Raw genomic sequence first — 16,695 nt, 5'->3', positions numbered from 1 at the left:
AGCTTAATAACCGCCATGATATTTTCTAAGTCCCCACTCTATTCCCAAAAGTACAAGAATTAAGAAAAATAACCATTTTAAATGAATCAGCTCGACCATATCTTCACTGCTTTCGAGACGATCAGGTGCGCGGTTTGTTTTTAATTTTTGGAGAAACTGATTTAAAGAAGCAGGTTGAACAAATTCTCCACCGGTTTTTGCGGCAAGTTCACGAAGCATACCAAAATCTGCCGTTGTGTTTGCCATTTCAATATCAACATTTCTGACAACAAATTGTCCATTAATCTTTTCCTGAATACCACGCACCGCAGTACTGGCCTGAAAACGATAGACGCCGTCGGTTAAACCACTGATATTGAAACGCGGATTTTCAGCTGAATGGGTGTAAGTATATTGCCTGGTTTTTCCTTTTTCATCCGCAATATCCAGTTTGACTTCCTGACCATAAATTGGTTCATATATATCATTATAGATTTCAGTTTGAAAAACAACTTCCTCACCTGCATCAAACTCCGGCTTAATGGGATAAATCCTGAATTTACGTTTATCATCGCGAACAGAAAGTATCTGAATCACTTTTTGAAACAGATTATCAACCAGCTCATGTTTGCCCGTCAAAGCAAATTCTTCCTGCCGCCATTGCCAGATTCCTTCACCCGCAAGAATGGCAGTTTTTTGCTCCGTTGCCGTATTCAATATCAAAAGCGGTTTTGTGGTATTGAGAGAACCCACTTTTTGAAATAAAATCGTTTCTGTTCCGGGAGAAATGTTGTATTCACCAAAAGGTACCGAAAGTGGCGGAAGCCGTTCCAGCAATTTCATACTCTCGTCATTGAAATTAATTTGCTGAAATGCCGGATTATATCGTGCCGTTACTTTGTCGAACTGTCCCTGGTTTACATTAATTGTTAAAGAACGATTCAAAGTATTGAGTAACGGAACTGCGGATTGATTACCCAGAATATAAAAAATTGGTCTTTTTGAATCCAGAATTTTACGCACAATCGGATTACCTAGTCCCAGCACATTGGGGATCTGATGTAGAATAACCAGATCATAAGGTTTGTTTCCGATCGCGTCTGTTACTCCTTGTGAAGCAGTAAGAGTATTGACATCGAGCTCATAATTCTCATTACTTTCAATCAAACTTCTCAACGCTTTAACGTCCGGATGTGGAGTCAGAGCCAGTAAAAGTATTTTCTGGCGACCGTCAATGATATCAATATAAACATCTCTTTTGTTATTTCGGGCCGAAGATTCTCCCTGAATATTTCCAAGTTCTATGGTATAGTGCTGAACACCTTTTTGTTTGGAAGAAGTGGTAAAATCGAAAGATTTGAAATAAGTCGGGCGATCTATACTTACTGTTTGAGTCGAAATAATTCGTCCGCCTTGTTTTAGAGAAACCGTTGTAGATTTTCCGGCAAGTCCATTGGCAGCAATATCAACCCGGATTGGAAAATCATTTCCAAGGTAAGCAACGCGATTATTCACCACATCTTTAATACGGATATCAAGATCCGGAACTGTATCGCCAACAGCAATGGTATTGACTTTGAAAGGAAATTGATTAAAAGTTGGTGAAACACCCTGATTCGAAATCCCATCTGAAAGTAAAATAACGTCCGTCAGATTTCTTCCTTCAAAATTACTTTTAACCGTTTGAAGCAATCCTGAAAGATCCGTTTTATTTTTATTGAACTGAATTGAATCTACCGTTAAGCCAGTGCCGGATTTATCAAAAGTCTGAACACTTACTTCATAGCCTGCTGCATTTAACTCCTTCTCTGCTTCTATGATTTGTTTCAAAACCGGCTGTCCTGCGCCATTTACCGATTCTGAATTATCGATTGCAAAAACAATCTTGGCTTTATCGACTGTACTTTCTGTCCTGCGAACCAACGGACTTAATAACAAAAAACAGATCACAGCTACGACAACCCCGCGTAAAGCACCCAGTGCATAATTTAATTTCTTACTCCATGAAGCTTCCGGTTGGTACAAAAGAAATGCATAAGCGCCACCCGCGAGAAGACAAAAAATAATGAACCAATATGGAGTTTGAAATATAAGCTCTGAACGCATAATTGTGAGTAAGCAGTTTCGCAGTAAACAGTATTACAGAAATATAGTAAACAGTTTTCCAGAAAGCATTATTGTAGTAAATATTATTACAACAAAATATAGGGAAGAAAAACCGGAATATTAGTAAAAGCAACTAAAATTACGATTCAATGCCACACGAAATCACAGTTTTCACTCTTCCAAAACAATAGAAAAAGCAAACCACAAAGCACTTTTACCCAAAACAAAAAAAAGAGCCGAAGCTCTTTTCCTGACTATATAAATTCGAATCGATCTAAAAAATCGCTTCGCCAAACTTTCAACCGCGTGGCGGCCGCTTTCAACTCCTAGGTAAGCATTCCCCCATCAACCTGCAAAACCTGACCGGTAATGTATCTCGACATATCAGAAGCTAAAAACACACAGGCATCCGCAACATCTTCCGGCTGGCCTCCACGTTTCATAGGAATGGATTGTTTCCATTCATCCACCGCTTTTGAATCCACTGCATCAGTCATTTCAGTTTCGATGAAACCTGGCGCTACTGCATTTGAGCGAATATTTCTCGATCCAAGCTCCAATGCAATCGATTTTGTGAAACCGATGATACCTGCTTTTGAAGCTGCGTAATTTGACTGTCCGGCGTTTCCACTGATTCCGACAACAGAAGTAATATTAATTATAGATCCGCTTTTTGCACGAATCATGCTTTTTGTAGCTGCTTTCGTAAGATTAAATACCGATTTCAAATTGATGTTGATAACCGTATCCCAGTTTTCCTCACTCATACGCATAAGTAAGCCATCGCGGGTTACGCCTGCGTTATTGATCAAAATATCAAGTTTTCCAAAATCTGCAACAACGTCAGTAACCAGTTGGTCTGCCTGCTGAAAATCTGCGGCATCAGACCGATATCCTTTTGCTTTGATACCGAATGCTTCGAGTTCTTTCACCAATGCCTCCCCTTTTTCCACGCTGGAAAGATAAGTGAATGCCACGTTCGCTCCTTCCTGAGCCAAACGCAAAGCAATTGAACGTCCAATACCACGGGAAGCTCCGGTTACCAAAGCCACTTTATTTTCTACTAATCTCATAAACAGGATAAAAATCGGATAGAATTGTTTCGAGTCGCAAAAATAGGGTATTGTCTTGCATGAACAAAAATTGGGAGGATGAAAGTTGTGGTCGACCTAAGAAAAGAAAGTATCGGTGTACCCAATCTGGTAATGAATGATCTAATCAAACAATGAATAAAATAATCTGAAAGCACCATCTAATATTAGATAATGTCCAATTACCTTAGTAAATGATTTTGTAAGTCGCGCAATGGAAACTGTAACAATAGAAATAAAAGATGAGAAGGTAAGAAAACTAATTCATAGCCTTGCAGACTTGGAGTTAATTTCAATCATACCCAATCAACTGACGTGGTTGGAGCGCTGGAAAATATTATCCGCCTCGCTTCCCCAATCTTCTGAAATTACAGAAGACGAAATTCTGAATGAAATTTCTGAGGTTCGTCAAATGAAATTACTTGATTAGAAGAACTCAATACATGTAGTTTTAAAAATCTGATTTGATAAAATCCTCGGTTAAACCAAACCTTCCTGGCACTGTCTTTGTTGCCCTATTTATAAATCTCAATAATTAATTGACCTTTTCGGTCAGAAAAATATTTCCAACAAAAATGGCAGAATCAACAAAAACGGCCCTGATCACCGGAGGCTCAAAAGGAATTGGATATGGCGTAGCCGAAGTACTGATTAAAGAAGGAATCCAGGTAGCAATTACCAGTCGCTCGCAAAAAAGCGCGGATGAAGCGGCTGCCAAACTTAACCAGATTCGTGAAGGTTTTGCGATCGGTATTGAATCTGATGTCCGCAGTCTGGAATCACAGCAGAATGCTGTAAAAGTTATTCTTGAAAAATGGGGACAACTGGATTATGTGATTGCCAATGCCGGCGTTGGCCACTTCGCTCCTATTTATGACCTGACGGTTGAACAATGGCAGGAAACAATTGATATCAATCTTACCGGCGTATTTTTCAGTGCAAAAGCTTCACTTGCGGCTTTGAAAGAAACGAAAGGATATTTTATCAATATTTCAAGTCTTGCCGGTACCAACTTCTTTCCGGACGGAACTGCCTACAACGCAAGTAAATTCGGTTTGGTAGGTTTTTCACAAGCGATGATGATGGATGTGAGAAAAGACGGAATCAAAGTTTCGACTATCATGCCCGGTTCTGTTGCTACTGAATTTGCTGATCATACGCCATCAGAAAAAGATGCATGGAAAATCCAGCCGGAAGATATCGGCCAGATTGTTTCAGATCTAATCAAAATGCCAGCAAGAACTTTACCAAGTAAAATCGAAGTAAGACCTTCTGTTCCTGGAAAATAATCTGACAGTTTGTAGCAAGCGGTTTAGGCACCGTTTGCTACAAACTAATTTCATTTCTTCCGTACCACTTCGAATACAAATAGTAAGAAGAAATTAATCCTGCACCGGCAAGTCCCCAGACCGGAATTTTGTATAAAATCAATAATGTCAATATCACGAACCCGATTAAAACCGGTTTCAGCAGATCTTCAAGTATTCCACCGTGTTTGTATAAATAGGCATGAAATAACATCAGAACTGCCAGACCTAATCCGTATAATTGTAAGATTTCAAATAAAGCAAGTACCTGATATTTTGCAGCGATCAAAGTTTCCGGAATGATGATCAGCGCATGTGTTAAGAGAATTCTTATAAAACGGGTGGTTGTTGAAATAGGCAAGGACCGATTCCAAAGCCAAATTTGGTTTTCCCAGTGAAAAAGTTCAAAAGAAATTCCGACGTTTAAAAGGTAACCCAATGACAAACCGACAGCTGGCAATCTGAGATCATAATGATCAGTGTTGTAATAAATCAGAGTACACATCGAAACACCGATTGCTCCGGCTTTACAGGCGAGCAAAGTAATTCCTCTCTCACGAAAAAGCCATTCAACCGACCAGTAAATCCAGGAAACCGGTCTCGGAAACGGCCAGTTAAAAATTGTTTTGTTTTTGGATTGATATAAAACCGGATTACGGATTCGCCATTCTGATAAAATAATTACCGATAAACTAAGTAAAATATACCAGAAGAAAATCGGCCAGATTTTACCCAATAAACGGTCTTGTTTGGCAATGGAAATCATGTAAACACCATAGTATAATATGGGTTGTAAAAATCCGAGTGCCATCAGTCCAAATCTTAAAAACCGTTTTGAAGCTGGCCAGAGTCGTGCATTGTAGATAAAATTATATTCCGGCTGCATCCATAAAGTTTTGATAAAATGCAGGCATAATAGTGTATATAAAAACCAGATTCCACCCAAATAGAGCATTCCAAATCGATCTGTAAGAAAGAAAACCGCAAACGCATAATGCTCCCTCCCACTCAAAAATCCAAAAAGCAAGCCCATCAAAACAAAAAACATTCCGGAACGCTGCCGGAAAAAAGCTTGCACCGTAGAAATCATCAACACTTTCATACAGTTTCAAGCTTGATTAAATTTTTATTTTTCAAAGCAAAACTATCTGTCACATGCAACCCTTCCTGTTGAAAAAGCTGATGTGAAGAAATCAAAAAAGTAACACCTTTTGCATGATACTTTTCGATCAGATTGAAAAGCGCCAGTCTGGCTTCTTTATCAATGGTAATGAGCGGTTCATCCAAAATAATGATAGATGGATTTCCCAAAAAAGCTACGGCAAGAGAGACTTTTTTAACCATTCCACTTGAACAGCTTCCGAAGGAATTTTTCAAATAGTTGATTCCCAAAGCGTCAATCAACATTTCAGATTGTCCGGCTGGACTTTGTTTTGCTTCTGCGATAAACGCTATCAAATCACCAGGCGTCAGAAAAGAAGGATATAATGGTTCCGCTTCACCAAGATTTAACCTTAGACGATAGTCAACCGGCTGATTTTTAAGATTATACTTTTGATCTAAAATGATGTCACCCGAACTTGGTAACATGCCTGCCAAAGTTCTGAAAAGTGTAGATTTCCCAGCACCATTTTCTCCCTGAATCCAGTAAATTCCATAATCAACTGTCCATGAGGGAATTGACAATACTTCAAATGATCCGTATCGCTGTGTTAAATTTCGAATTTCAAGAACCATTAAAATATATATAATTTTATTTTATATCAAAGGTACCAAAAACGGTGATATGCAATCAAATATTCTGCCATTTGTGTTAAAATAATAGAAGATAAAGATCAATGACCAACACGACAAAATAAATTAACTTCCTGACTTTTTAAAAATTTTTAATAAATTGCGAATCCTTTATCAATTTTCAGTTTGTTATAGTATTTCATGAAAAAAAACCTGCTCCTCTTTTTCATTATTTTTGCTATTGGCTCAAAAACTCAGGCTCAATACGAGGCTGACTGGAAATCACTGGACAAGCGTGAAACGCCAACCTGGTTTAAGGATGCAAAATTTGGTATTTTTATCCACTGGGGATTGTATTCCGTTCCGTCCTGGGCAACAAAATCCGGCGCAGATGGTTTTGGAAGCGGATATTCCGAATGGTACTGGCAACGTTTAATGGATCCGAAATTGAAAATCCACAAAGAATTTGTCGCTTTTCAGGAAAAAAATTATGGACCAAATTCAAAATACCAGGATTTCGCAGGCGAGTTTAAAGCCGAGCTTTTTAATCCTGACGACTGGGCAGATATATTTAAAGATGCTGGTGCAAAATATGTTGTTTTAACGTCTAAACATCATGAAGGTTACGCGCTGTGGCCAAGTGCAGAATCATGGAACTGGAATTCTATGGACGTTGGTCCGCACCGTGATCTGGCGGGAGATCTGACAAAATCTGTAAAAGACAAAGGCTTGCATATGGGCTTTTATTATTCGCTTTATGAATGGTATAACCCGACTTATAAATCAGATGTGAACCGTTATGTGGATTCCCATATGATTCCGCAAATGAAGGATCTGGTTACGAGATATCAGCCAGATATTCTATGGACAGACGGAGAATGGGACCAAACTTCGGAAACATGGAAAAGCAAGGAATTTCTGACCTGGCTTTTCAATAATAAATCAGTTAACAAAAATATTGTAGTAAACGACCGCTGGGGAAATGATACCAAGGGAAAACACGGTAGCTTTTTCACCACAGAATACGGTCAGGGAACTTCCTCGGATACGCATCCATGGGAAGAATGCCGTGGAATTGGTGAATCATTTGGCTACAACAGAAATGAAAATCTGGAAGATTATATGAGCAGTGACAAGCTGATTCATTCGCTAATCCACATCGTTTCAAAAGGTGGTAATTTTCTGCTGAATATTGGGCCAACTGCTGACGGGAGAATTCCTGTTATCATGCAGCAAAGATTGAAAGATCTTGGAAAATGGCTGAAAGTAAATGGTGATGCTATTTATGGTTCCGAACGCTGGAATAATTCGGCCTCAGCTTCAAAAGACAGTACTGTTTTCTTTACCAAAAAAGGAAAAGATTTATACGTAATTTGCTCAGAATGGCCTGATCAACTGGCCATCAGCGGTATCTCGAAACCGAAGCGTATAACGATGCTGGGTTATACTGGAAATATAAATTCCAGTCAGTCAAAAGGGAAATTGATCATTTCGGCTCCGACTGTCACACCTAAAACTTTGCCATGTAATTCTGCCTGGGTTTTCAAACTTGAAGGTATTTTATAATCATTTTCAAAACGTCATTCCTGCTAAACCTATATAACCGAAAATTTTTGACCATGAAACCAACCCGCCGTTCCTTTTTGCGATTGTCAGCACTGGCAATCCCGTTTACCCAAGTTAACAAACTTTTTGCCTCCACGGCCGTCAACAAACCTATTGTTGTTTCGACCTGGGACAGTGGACAAATCGCCAATTCTGCTGCATGGCCTGTTTTGGAAAAAGGCGGAAAAGCTTTGGACGCTGTGGAACAAGCGGCGATCGCTATCGAAAATGATATCAATTGCTGTGTTGGTCTGGGTGGAAATCCTGACCGCGACGGATATGTTACGCTGGATGCAAGTATCATGGATGAAAAGGCAAATTGCGGTTCGGTCGCGTTTATGGAAAGAATCAAACACCCGATTTCCGTTGCCAGAAAATTGATGGAAACCACACCGCACGTATTTTTGGCCGGTGTTGGCGCACAACAATTTGCATTGGCAAACGGATTCCCGCTTGAATCCGGCGAGCTTTCTCCCGATGCTGCAAAAGCTTACAAACAATGGTTGGTAAAAGCTGAATACAAACCTGTTATCAATATCGAACACCAGCAGGCGCATCCAAAAGGTGAACATGGACCATTTGCGCCAAACCGCTTTGACGATGGTTCTTTCAATCATGATACGATGGGAACAATCGCTCTGGATACTAATGGTGATGTTTCAGGTATGTGTACTACCAGTGGAATGGGTTTCAAAATGCGTGGCCGCGTTGGTGACACGCCAATTATTGGAGCCGGTTTATTTGTAGATAATGAAGTAGGCGCGGCAACTTCATCAGGACAGGGCGAAGAAGTGATCCGGGTTTGCGGAACACACCTTGTTGTTGAATTTATGCGTAACGGACTTTCGCCTTTTGACGCTTGTAAAAAAGCAGTGGAAAGAATTGTAAAACCCAACCCGGAACGTGCCAAAACTTTCCAGGTTGGATTTATTGCGATCAACAAACAAGGTGAAGTTGGTGCTTATTCTGTTCAGAAAGGATTTAATTATACAGTAACAGAAAAAGGCGGCAAAGGAAAAGTAATTAACGCCAAAAGTCATTTTGCGTGATATTTGGCAATCGGCGGTCGGCTTTCGGCGATCAGATTTATGCTAAAAAAGCCAATTGCATCCATAAAGTATTTATTAAATTGAAACATAAGTATTACCAGAAATGAAATTAAACCGGATTATTCCTTCCCTACTCCTCTTACTGACGACGGCTGGTTTTGCGCAGCAGCATTCTGAGCAAAATCACTCCAACTATATCGCTCCGACGGATCCGTTAGTACAACAAAAACTAAGCAAATGGCAGGATGTAAAATTCGGTCTGCTTATGCACTGGGGAACTTACAGTCAGTGGGGAATTGTGGAATCCTGGTCGCTTTGCCCGGAAGATGAAGGCTGGTGTGAACGCCGTGGACCTCATTCGCACGACTGGTTTGAATATAAAAAAGCATATGAAGACATTGAAAGAACATTTAATCCGGTAAAATTCAACCCTGAAAGGTGGGCTTTGGCGGCGAAAAACGCCGGGATGAAATATGTTGTTTTTACAACAAAACATCACGACGGATTTGCAATGTTTGATTCAAAGTACACAGATTATAAAATCACAAATACACCTTTCAAATCCAACCCGAAAGCTAACGTTACCAAAGAAGTTTTGTCGGCATTCCGTAATCAAGGGTTCATGACAGGAACTTACTTCTCAAAACCTGACTGGAATACGCCATCTTACTGGTGGAAATATTTCCCGCCAAAAGATCGTAACGTTTCGTATGATCCTAAAAAATATCCTGACCAGTGGAATAAATTTAAAGAATTCACTTATAACCAGATTGAGGAATTGATGTCTGATTATGGTTCTGTTGATATTCTTTGGCTGGATGGCGGCTGGATTCGTCCAAAAAGTACCATCGATCCAAATATCAGCTGGCAGAAGAGTATTCCTTACGACCAGGATATTGACATGGCGAAAATCGCTAAAATGGCACGTTCGCATCAGCCGGGATTATTGGTGGTAGATCGTACCGTTACAGGTGAATTTGAAAATTATGTTACGCCGGAACAGTCAATTCCTGATCATTACATGTCTATTCCGTGGGAATCATGTTTGACAATGGGTGATTCGTGGTCATATATTCCAAAAGAAAATTTCAAGTCGACAGAAAAACTGGTTCATACTTTGGTAGATATCGTAGCCAAAGGAGGAAACCTTTTGCTGAACATCGCTCCGGGACCAGATGGAGAATGGCATGAAGAAGCATATCAGCGCCTGAATGAAATTGGAAAATGGATGAACGTGAATGGTGTTGGCATTTATGAAACCAAACCTGTTGCGCCATATCGTCAGGGGAAATGGGCTTATACTAAAAAAGGAAATACTACCTACGCATTTTATCTTGCTGAAAAAGGAGAAACTGTTCCTGCAAGTTTAAAACCGGATGGACTGACGATTCCTGCAACAGCGAAAATTACGATTGCAGGTAATAAAAAGGCATTGCGTCTTAAAAACGGAATGATTGAAGTTCCTGCCAAAACGATTGCAGAAGTTGGTAAGCAGCCTGCTTATTTGTTTGTAATTAACTAGTCAATTTAACCGCAATAGACGCGATAGGTTTCGCAGTGGACGCAAGCATTTACCATTGTGTCCATTGCGAAAACCATTGCGTCTATTGCGGTTAAATATTTCAAAGCTCTATTTAAAAGTAAATTACCGACTATACAGAAGTAATCTTATATTTGTTAGTATGAGTTTACGATTCGAAATAAATTAAAGTATATAAGAAACCTTTAATCCAAAATGATAAAATCAATAGCCGCGTTATTTTTGTTAACGGCCATTAATACCTTTGCACAAACACCTCCAAAACCTTACGGCGCTTTGCCTGCACCAAGACAAATTGCATGGCACGAGACAGAAGTTTACGGCATTGTGCACTTCACGCCTACCACTTTCGAAAATAAGGAATGGGGTTTTGGAGATGCTGATCCGAAGTCATTCAATCCAAAAGATTTTAATGCGGAACAAATTGTACTGGCTGCAAAAGCGGGCGGATTGAGAGGAATTGTTTTCGTGGCAAAACATCATGATGGATTTGCGCTGTGGCCCACAAAGACTACTGAATACAATATTTCAAAAAGTCCTTTCCGCGGTGGAAAAGGTGATATGGTTAAAGAAGTGGCGGACGCAGCCCGTAAACATGGTCTGAGATTTGGCGTTTATTGCTCTCCATGGGACAGAAACAATGCCAAATACGGAACAGCTGAATACCTGGCAATTTACCGCGAACAGCTCAAAGAATTGTATACAAACTACGGTCCATTGTTCATGTCATGGCACGATGGTGCCAACGGCGGCGATGGTTATTATGGCGGTGCAAAAGAGAAACGTTCAATCGACAACACGACTTACTACCAATGGGATTCTACCTGGACAAACCTGACACGCAAATTGCAACCGTCGGCTAACATTTTCAGTGATGTGGGCTGGGATGTTCGCTGGGTTGGAAATGAAGATGGCGAAGCGGCTGAAACTTCGTGGGCAACGTTGACACCGGTTCCTTCGAAAGGACAAAATGTAGCTGTTCCTGGTCAGGCAAATGCAGATGAAAATCCAGGCGGAACAAGAAATGGTAAATTCTGGATACCTGCCGAATGTGATGTTCCGCTTCGCAAAGGCTGGTTTTACCATCCGGATCAAAAACCAAAAACGCCGGAAAAACTTTTTGAATTGTATTTAAAAAGCGTAGGACGTGGCGCAGGACTTGATTTAGGACTTGCTCCTGATACCAGAGGTCAGCTTCATGAAGACGATGTAGTGGCGTTGAAAACATTTGGAGACCGGGTTAAAAATACTTTTGCTACAAACCTGATCGCCCGTGCAAGCTCAAAAGCTGTCAATGTACGTGGATATAATTCTATTTACAGTGCCAAAAATATCCTTGACGGAAAACCGGAATCTTACTGGGCAACGGATGAAGATTTCAAAACTCCGGAAGTAACAATCGATCTAAGTAATCCTGTGACTTTTGATATTATTTGTTTGCAGGAATATATAAAACTGGGACAAAGAATCGAAGGTTTTGCAGTGGACGTTTGGGAAGGAAGTGACTGGAAAGAAGTAGCTACCGGAACAAGTGTTGGTGCCAAACGTTTAATCAAATTATCTGCGCCCGTAACAGGCCAGAAATTCAGATTAAGAATCACAAAATCACCAGTTAGTGTAGCGATCAATGAATTTGGATTGTATAAGGATTCGATGTAATTGACAGATAATCTCATAAAACTAAAAACCCTTTGACGGCAAGTTCGTGAAAGGGTTTTTAGTTTTATATTGATATGAAATACCTCACGCTCTAACTTACCTTTTAACAAATAAATAAAGTGAATAATATAAAATAAGTAATCCGCCGCTCGTGACAATACTTCCAGGAAAGGGGGAATTCAATGTTGCAAAAAGTAGAAAACCTATTAAGGAAATACCCAAACCAACCATAGATATTAGTTTTTTCCTGCCAAGTGTTATTGAATTTGCCTTAACCTGATTTTCAAAATTTCTCTCCGGTTTATTCCAATTTACAATTTCATTAACCACCATCAAAAGCGCCACAACAACCAAAGCCCATTTGAGGTAAGGATGCAGGGTTTTATAAAGATTTTCATTCACAGCGTAAATTATGTTGATTATGGCACCGAATGTCATAATCGTCAGAAACAGATAAATCAAAGTTCTCTTATATGATTTCATAATCTGCAATGAATTGAGGAGACTAAATTTGGTTTCCCTTTTTCCAATCACCTGATTCAAAAATCCAGAAACAAAGTTTTGAAATGTATCGTATCCCAAAATGGAATGAACATCCGCCAGAAATCTTTCTTTTCCAGTTTATTTAAAGCTAAAAGGCGCAAGCCACTTACATAAGGATGGTATAAAAACACATATATCTGTAAGCCTATGAAAAACAATGTTGAATTGATCAAACCGTTTTGTGTGGTTAAAAGTAAGCAATCGCCTGTATCCATCTTTCAAGGCTGATCAGTAATAATGAGCTTTGGGGTATGAAAAAAGAACAACACAAATCCCAGCAACGGTATCACCAGCTCTATCTTCGATGGAAAAGTAGCGGAAAAGGTGCTCGTGTATTCTGCGAGCAGGAATCCGTTAAGTATTCAACATTCTGGTATTGGGCCAAAAGGTTTAAAGCCAGTACTCTTCCGGAGGCTGAGTTCATCGAAATGAAGGTTAATAAGATCGAAGTAAAGTCTTCTCAACCAGTCGCGGAACTTCGAGTGACCGACAAAAGTGCTCTTGTTTTCTATGAGTTGCCAGAGCCCTCATGGGTAAAAGCACTACTGGCTTAACCGATGCTGTCTTTATCTTCTTCTACACGTTACTTCTTGTTCAGCCAGCCTGTGGATATGCGCTGCGGAGTCTATTCGCTCGCAGGCCTGGTACAAAACGGTTTAAAGCTGAACCCGCTATCAGGTGATGTCTTTGTGTTTATTGGAAAACGAGCTAATCAGGTGCGTCTGCTACAATGGGATGGCGACGGCTACGCACTCTATGCAAAACGATTAGAGGCAGGTACCTTTGAGCGCCCGTCAGATAAAAAATTACTGATCTCTACGAGGGAACTGACGCTAATTTTACAAGGTGTTAAGTTAAAATCTGTTCAGCTGCGCAAGCGTTATAAACAACTGTCCACCTATTAAAAAGCGCATAATATTTTTTAGAAAGTGGCCTTCACGGGTTGATAAGCCACTTTTTTGGTGTATTTTTATAGTATGACCGCAGCAGAACCAGACTATAAATTATTATACGAACAGGCCCAGCAGAAGCTGGAGCAGACCGAGCAAAAACTTAGGCTGGCGCTGTTGGATGCTAATGAATTACGCAGAAAACTTTTCGGAATAAGATCTGATAACAGAGTAAAAAAACATCTGGAAGGGCAACTTGATCTTTTCCCTTTAGGTGCCACATCTGAGGATATACAAAACTCGGAAGAACTTGCAGTTAGGGAAGCTAAGAGTCTTAACCAGGAGCAGGACAACCAAGGTGAAAAGCGTCAGAAAGCAGCTCGCACAAGAATGGTATTGCCAGACGAGCTGGAAAGGGAAGAAGTCATAATTGATCCTGAAGGTGATCTGACTGAATATAAAGTGATTGGTCAGGAAGTCACTGAAATACTGGTAATGGTCCCTGCCTGCTTCAAGGTGCGCAGAATCGTTCGCCGCAAGTGGGCATTGAGAGATTCTGTTAACTCAGATGCAAAGGGTGTACTGATTGCACCAATACCATCCCGGACAATCCAACGAGGTCTCTTTGATGAATCCGTCCTTGCACATCTTCTTACCGGTAAATTCGTGGATCATCTCCCACTGTACCGGCAAAAGCAGATCTTCGAGCGGATAGGAATGAAAATCCCGCCTTCGACACTAACGGATAATACCAATGCAGCATGTAAATCCCTGGAACCGATCTACAATGCTTTGAAGCGTGAAGTATTGGCCAATCTGTACTTGCAGATTGACGAGACCAGCATACAGGTCCTGGAAAACAGCGGAAAGAAAGGAAGCTCTCACAAGGGCTACTTGTGGGCTTATCATGCCCCTGCAGATGGACTGGTTTTCTTCGATTATTGTCCAGGGCGAGATAAAACAGGACCGGAAAGAATATTAAAAGACTTCTCAGGCGTTATCCAGACTGATGGATACAATGTCTATCAGAGCCTTTTTGAGAAGAATCAATCCATCTACCATTACTTTTGTATGTCCCATATCCGCAGGAAGTTTGATGAAGCGGTTAAAAATGACAACCAGAGAGCTGCTTGGGCGGTAGGAACTATCGGTCAGCTTTACGGGATTGAAAAGGAAATCCGTGAGCATACGCCACCACTCAGTGAAGGTCAGATTGTCGAAAAAAGGATGACGAAAGCCCTGCCGATACTCACCCAACTACACGAATGGATGCAGCAGGAGTATCCCAAAGTACTACCACAGAGTCCTATTGGAAAGGCGATTGGATATGCTCTTCCATTGATGGAAAGTATGAGACTATATGCGCTCCATGGAGATTTACAAATCGATAATAATCTGATCGAGAATGCTATCAGACCAATCGCATTGGGTCGGCGTAATTACCTCTTTGCAGGCACGCATGACACTGCTCAAAATGCTGCCATGATCTATTCTCTTTTCGCCACATGTAAAAAGCATGGAGTAAATCCGAACGACTGGCTGCTGGATATTCTTCGCAAAATGAATGATCCTGATTATGATGGTAGATTCTCAGACCTTCTTCCAAACCGCTGGAAACTGAATCAATAATCTCTGTATTACACCTCTTGGAAAAATAGGGGGATGCCCGACTGCTTACGGTTAAAATCAATAAACCTAGTGGAAGCAAAATCAGTAAATAGTAGATCAGAATATTCTTGGTTTTCATAATCAAGAGCTTAGATAACCTTTGTACTTTGGTTATACGATAAAACCCTGAATTGGTCACATTTTTTTCGAAAAAATATGACCAATTCAGGGTTTCTGAGACACTAAACTTTTTTAATTTCTTATCCAGTTAATCCATCCTTTTCCATCCTTCGCACTCACCATATCGTAAGCATTATCAGAAAGCTGGATAATGTAAAAACCGCTGGTATCGTACAAATAAGTTTTTGAAGTTATAACAGGGCCGTCCGTTGGATAACCTGCTCCTAACGTACCGCTTGCAACAAATACAATTCGTCCATCCGAAGCAAAAGTTGGCGTCCTCGGAGCATCCGCATAATACAAGGCAAGGGAATTATCCGTTACAAAAGCAGGTCCGAAAGCATCATAATTTGATCCGAATGCCGGCCAGTAGAAGTAATAATAATAAGGCGATCCCTGATAAGTAAGTGTGTTTACTTTAAAAGCATCATCCACGCCGTTCACATGAAATCCATCAAAAGAAAACCAGTAACTGTCCGCAGCAACCGCCGACTGATACCATCTCCTCGCCGCAGTCTGATCTACTCTTAAAGGTTTGGGATTATCAACAATCGTTGTTTTCGTACCGGCAACGGTCAGCCCGATTATTGAATTTGCAGCATCCCAGGTAATATCATTTAAGCCATTAATTGTCGTTGAGCCATTTACAAATGGCGTCAAAAATGAGATACCGGTTGCTCCGTAATAATAATCTGTTGTAAACGTATTTGCCGTTGTACCGGTAAGCCAGTTTAATGTGATCTTTCTGTCATTCTGATTTACCAAAATTTCATAAGTAACGCCACCGGCAGTGAAGCGTTTGAAGTAATACAGATATTTTGAAATGTTGTTAAAAAGTAAACTCTTGGCCATTCCGCCATTTCCATAGGCCGTCGCTTCTTCCTGAGTCGCTTTTATTAATATCAGTTTGCTTTGATTTTTTGTACCCGTTAAAGTAATATTTCCAGTATTCAAAGAATCCTCGGCAAAAGCAAATTCATAATCAGATCTTAAACCGTCACCATACGTTCCGCCATTAACTTCTGCATCCGGATCTGCCAGTACATGGAGGTAAGAGTACGTATCGAAAATCAAAGACGGCGCCTGCATCGCTTTTACACGATAACTGCTTTCCTTTGGTGTAGCAGCAGATTCGGCAGCAAAATCGGAGTACATCACGACGCGATTCTGATCATTGAATTTGAAATAAAAACTGTAAACACCGCCGCCGCCAGGATAAATAATTCCCTTCCATCCATAAGGGGCGTCGGATAATTGTTTCTGGTATGCGGCAAGTGCTGCATTGACACGTTCATCCGCTGTTTGTTCAAAAACGTCATTGTCGTCACTGCAAGACCAAAGCCCGGCAAGAAGAACTAATAACAGATAGGACAGATACTTATTTTTCATTGGAAATCTTTTTGA

General features: G+C 40.5%; 15 protein-coding genes. 9 read left to right on the top strand and 6 right to left on the bottom strand.

Features of this window, described 5'->3' with window-relative positions:
* Positions 1-3: 3 nt before the first annotated feature.
* A complete protein-coding gene (locus IEE83_RS02825) occupies positions 4-2,085 on the bottom strand; it encodes a VWA domain-containing protein (protein WP_194119108.1) in 2,082 nt (693 codons plus the stop codon).
* Positions 2,086-2,411: 326 nt separating this feature from the next.
* Entirely contained in the window at positions 2,412-3,158 is a 747-nt protein-coding gene (gene fabG, locus IEE83_RS02820; protein WP_194119107.1) for a 3-oxoacyl-[acyl-carrier-protein] reductase, read from the bottom strand.
* Positions 3,159-3,390: 232 nt separating this feature from the next.
* On the opposite strand from fabG, the gene IEE83_RS02815 reads away from it, so the two are divergent.
* Positions 3,391-3,606 (top strand): hypothetical protein, encoded by a 216-nt coding sequence (locus IEE83_RS02815; RefSeq protein ID WP_194119106.1) that lies wholly within the window; start codon positions 3,391-3,393, stop codon positions 3,604-3,606.
* A 145-nt stretch (positions 3,607-3,751) separates the two neighbouring features.
* The gene (locus IEE83_RS02810) at positions 3,752-4,465 is read left to right on the top strand and encodes an SDR family oxidoreductase (protein ID WP_194119105.1); all 714 of its coding nucleotides are present in this window, start codon (positions 3,752-3,754) and stop codon (positions 4,463-4,465) included.
* Positions 4,466-4,502: 37 nt separating this feature from the next.
* Here IEE83_RS02810 and IEE83_RS02805 read toward each other — a convergent pair whose 3' ends face one another.
* A complete protein-coding gene (locus IEE83_RS02805; protein WP_194119104.1) occupies positions 4,503-5,585 on the bottom strand; it encodes a hypothetical protein in 1,083 nt (360 codons plus the stop codon).
* Positions 5,582-6,220: an ABC transporter ATP-binding protein gene (locus tag IEE83_RS02800; protein ID WP_194119103.1), complete on the bottom strand. Its 639-nt coding sequence runs from the start codon at positions 6,218-6,220 to the stop codon at positions 5,582-5,584. Before IEE83_RS02800 ends, IEE83_RS02805 begins: the two co-directional genes overlap by 4 nt.
* A 198-nt stretch (positions 6,221-6,418) precedes the next feature.
* Between IEE83_RS02800 and IEE83_RS02795 the strand changes: the two genes are divergently transcribed.
* The 4 genes from IEE83_RS02795 (at position 6,419) to IEE83_RS02780 (ending at position 12,070) form a co-directional block, all read left to right on the top strand.
* A complete protein-coding gene (locus tag IEE83_RS02795; RefSeq protein ID WP_194119102.1) occupies positions 6,419-7,783 on the top strand; it encodes an alpha-L-fucosidase in 1,365 nt (454 codons plus the stop codon).
* A 53-nt stretch (positions 7,784-7,836) separates the two neighbouring features.
* On the top strand, positions 7,837-8,871 hold the full coding sequence (locus IEE83_RS02790; protein ID WP_194119101.1) for an isoaspartyl peptidase/L-asparaginase family protein: 1,035 nt from the start codon (positions 7,837-7,839) through the stop codon (positions 8,869-8,871).
* A 103-nt stretch (positions 8,872-8,974) separates the two neighbouring features.
* Positions 8,975-10,393 (top strand): alpha-L-fucosidase, encoded by a 1,419-nt coding sequence (locus IEE83_RS02785; protein ID WP_194119100.1) that lies wholly within the window; start codon positions 8,975-8,977, stop codon positions 10,391-10,393.
* Positions 10,394-10,606: 213 nt separating this feature from the next.
* Entirely contained in the window at positions 10,607-12,070 is a 1,464-nt protein-coding gene (locus IEE83_RS02780; RefSeq protein WP_194119099.1) for an alpha-L-fucosidase, read from the top strand.
* 96 nt (positions 12,071-12,166) lie between these two features.
* Here the strand turns inward: IEE83_RS02780 and IEE83_RS02775 are convergent, their stop codons facing one another.
* Positions 12,167-12,553 carry a hypothetical protein gene (locus tag IEE83_RS02775; protein WP_194119098.1) on the bottom strand — a complete coding sequence of 129 codons (387 nt, stop codon included), beginning with the start codon at positions 12,551-12,553 and terminating at the stop codon, positions 12,167-12,169.
* A gap of 311 nt (positions 12,554-12,864) precedes the next feature.
* On the opposite strand from IEE83_RS02775, the gene tnpA reads away from it, so the two are divergent.
* The 3 genes from tnpA (at position 12,865) to tnpC (ending at position 15,132) form a co-directional block, all read left to right on the top strand.
* Positions 12,865-13,167: an IS66 family insertion sequence element accessory protein TnpA gene (tnpA, locus tag IEE83_RS02770; protein ID WP_194119097.1), complete on the top strand. Its 303-nt coding sequence runs from the start codon at positions 12,865-12,867 to the stop codon at positions 13,165-13,167.
* Between the two features lie 3 nt (positions 13,168-13,170).
* Positions 13,171-13,518: an IS66 family insertion sequence element accessory protein TnpB gene (tnpB, locus tag IEE83_RS02765; protein ID WP_131962091.1), complete on the top strand. Its 348-nt coding sequence runs from the start codon at positions 13,171-13,173 to the stop codon at positions 13,516-13,518.
* Between the two features lie 72 nt (positions 13,519-13,590).
* Entirely contained in the window at positions 13,591-15,132 is a 1,542-nt protein-coding gene (gene tnpC, locus IEE83_RS02760; RefSeq protein WP_194119096.1) for an IS66 family transposase, read from the top strand.
* A 231-nt stretch (positions 15,133-15,363) separates the two neighbouring features.
* Here the strand turns inward: tnpC and IEE83_RS02755 are convergent, their stop codons facing one another.
* Complete coding sequence (locus IEE83_RS02755; RefSeq protein ID WP_194119095.1) at positions 15,364-16,680, bottom strand: DUF4302 domain-containing protein; 1,317 nt, start codon at positions 16,678-16,680, stop codon at positions 15,364-15,366.
* Positions 16,681-16,695 lie beyond the last annotated feature (15 nt).

Origin of the sequence: Dyadobacter subterraneus (genome assembly GCF_015221875.1) — a bacterium.
Taxonomy (GTDB): Bacteria; Bacteroidota; Bacteroidia; order Cytophagales; family Spirosomataceae; genus Dyadobacter; species Dyadobacter subterraneus.
The sequence above is the reverse complement of the archived record's forward strand: the minus strand, read 5'-3'. Positions and strand labels throughout refer to the sequence as shown.

Bases quoted from the DNA above. Each gene is read 5' to 3' on its own strand.
- IEE83_RS02825 (WP_194119108.1), bottom strand. From the start codon at position 2,085: ATGCGTTCAGAGCTTATATTTCAAACTCCATATTGGTTCATTATTTTT.
- fabG (WP_194119107.1), bottom strand. From the start codon at position 3,158: ATGAGATTAGTAGAAAATAAAGTGGCTTTGGTAACCGGAGCTTCCCGT.
- IEE83_RS02815 (WP_194119106.1), top strand. From the start codon at position 3,391: ATGGAAACTGTAACAATAGAAATAAAAGATGAGAAGGTAAGAAAACTA.
- IEE83_RS02810 (WP_194119105.1), top strand. From the start codon at position 3,752: ATGGCAGAATCAACAAAAACGGCCCTGATCACCGGAGGCTCAAAAGGA.
- IEE83_RS02805 (WP_194119104.1), bottom strand. From the start codon at position 5,585: ATGAAAGTGTTGATGATTTCTACGGTGCAAGCTTTTTTCCGGCAGCGT.
- IEE83_RS02800 (WP_194119103.1), bottom strand. From the start codon at position 6,220: ATGGTTCTTGAAATTCGAAATTTAACACAGCGATACGGATCATTTGAA.
- IEE83_RS02795 (WP_194119102.1), top strand. From the start codon at position 6,419: ATGAAAAAAAACCTGCTCCTCTTTTTCATTATTTTTGCTATTGGCTCA.
- IEE83_RS02790 (WP_194119101.1), top strand. From the start codon at position 7,837: ATGAAACCAACCCGCCGTTCCTTTTTGCGATTGTCAGCACTGGCAATC.
- IEE83_RS02785 (WP_194119100.1), top strand. From the start codon at position 8,975: ATGAAATTAAACCGGATTATTCCTTCCCTACTCCTCTTACTGACGACG.
- IEE83_RS02780 (WP_194119099.1), top strand. From the start codon at position 10,607: ATGATAAAATCAATAGCCGCGTTATTTTTGTTAACGGCCATTAATACC.
- IEE83_RS02775 (WP_194119098.1), bottom strand. From the start codon at position 12,553: ATGAAATCATATAAGAGAACTTTGATTTATCTGTTTCTGACGATTATG.
- tnpA (WP_194119097.1), top strand. From the start codon at position 12,865: ATGAAAAAAGAACAACACAAATCCCAGCAACGGTATCACCAGCTCTAT.
- tnpB (WP_131962091.1), top strand. From the start codon at position 13,171: ATGCTGTCTTTATCTTCTTCTACACGTTACTTCTTGTTCAGCCAGCCT.
- tnpC (WP_194119096.1), top strand. From the start codon at position 13,591: ATGACCGCAGCAGAACCAGACTATAAATTATTATACGAACAGGCCCAG.
- IEE83_RS02755 (WP_194119095.1), bottom strand. From the start codon at position 16,680: ATGAAAAATAAGTATCTGTCCTATCTGTTATTAGTTCTTCTTGCCGGG.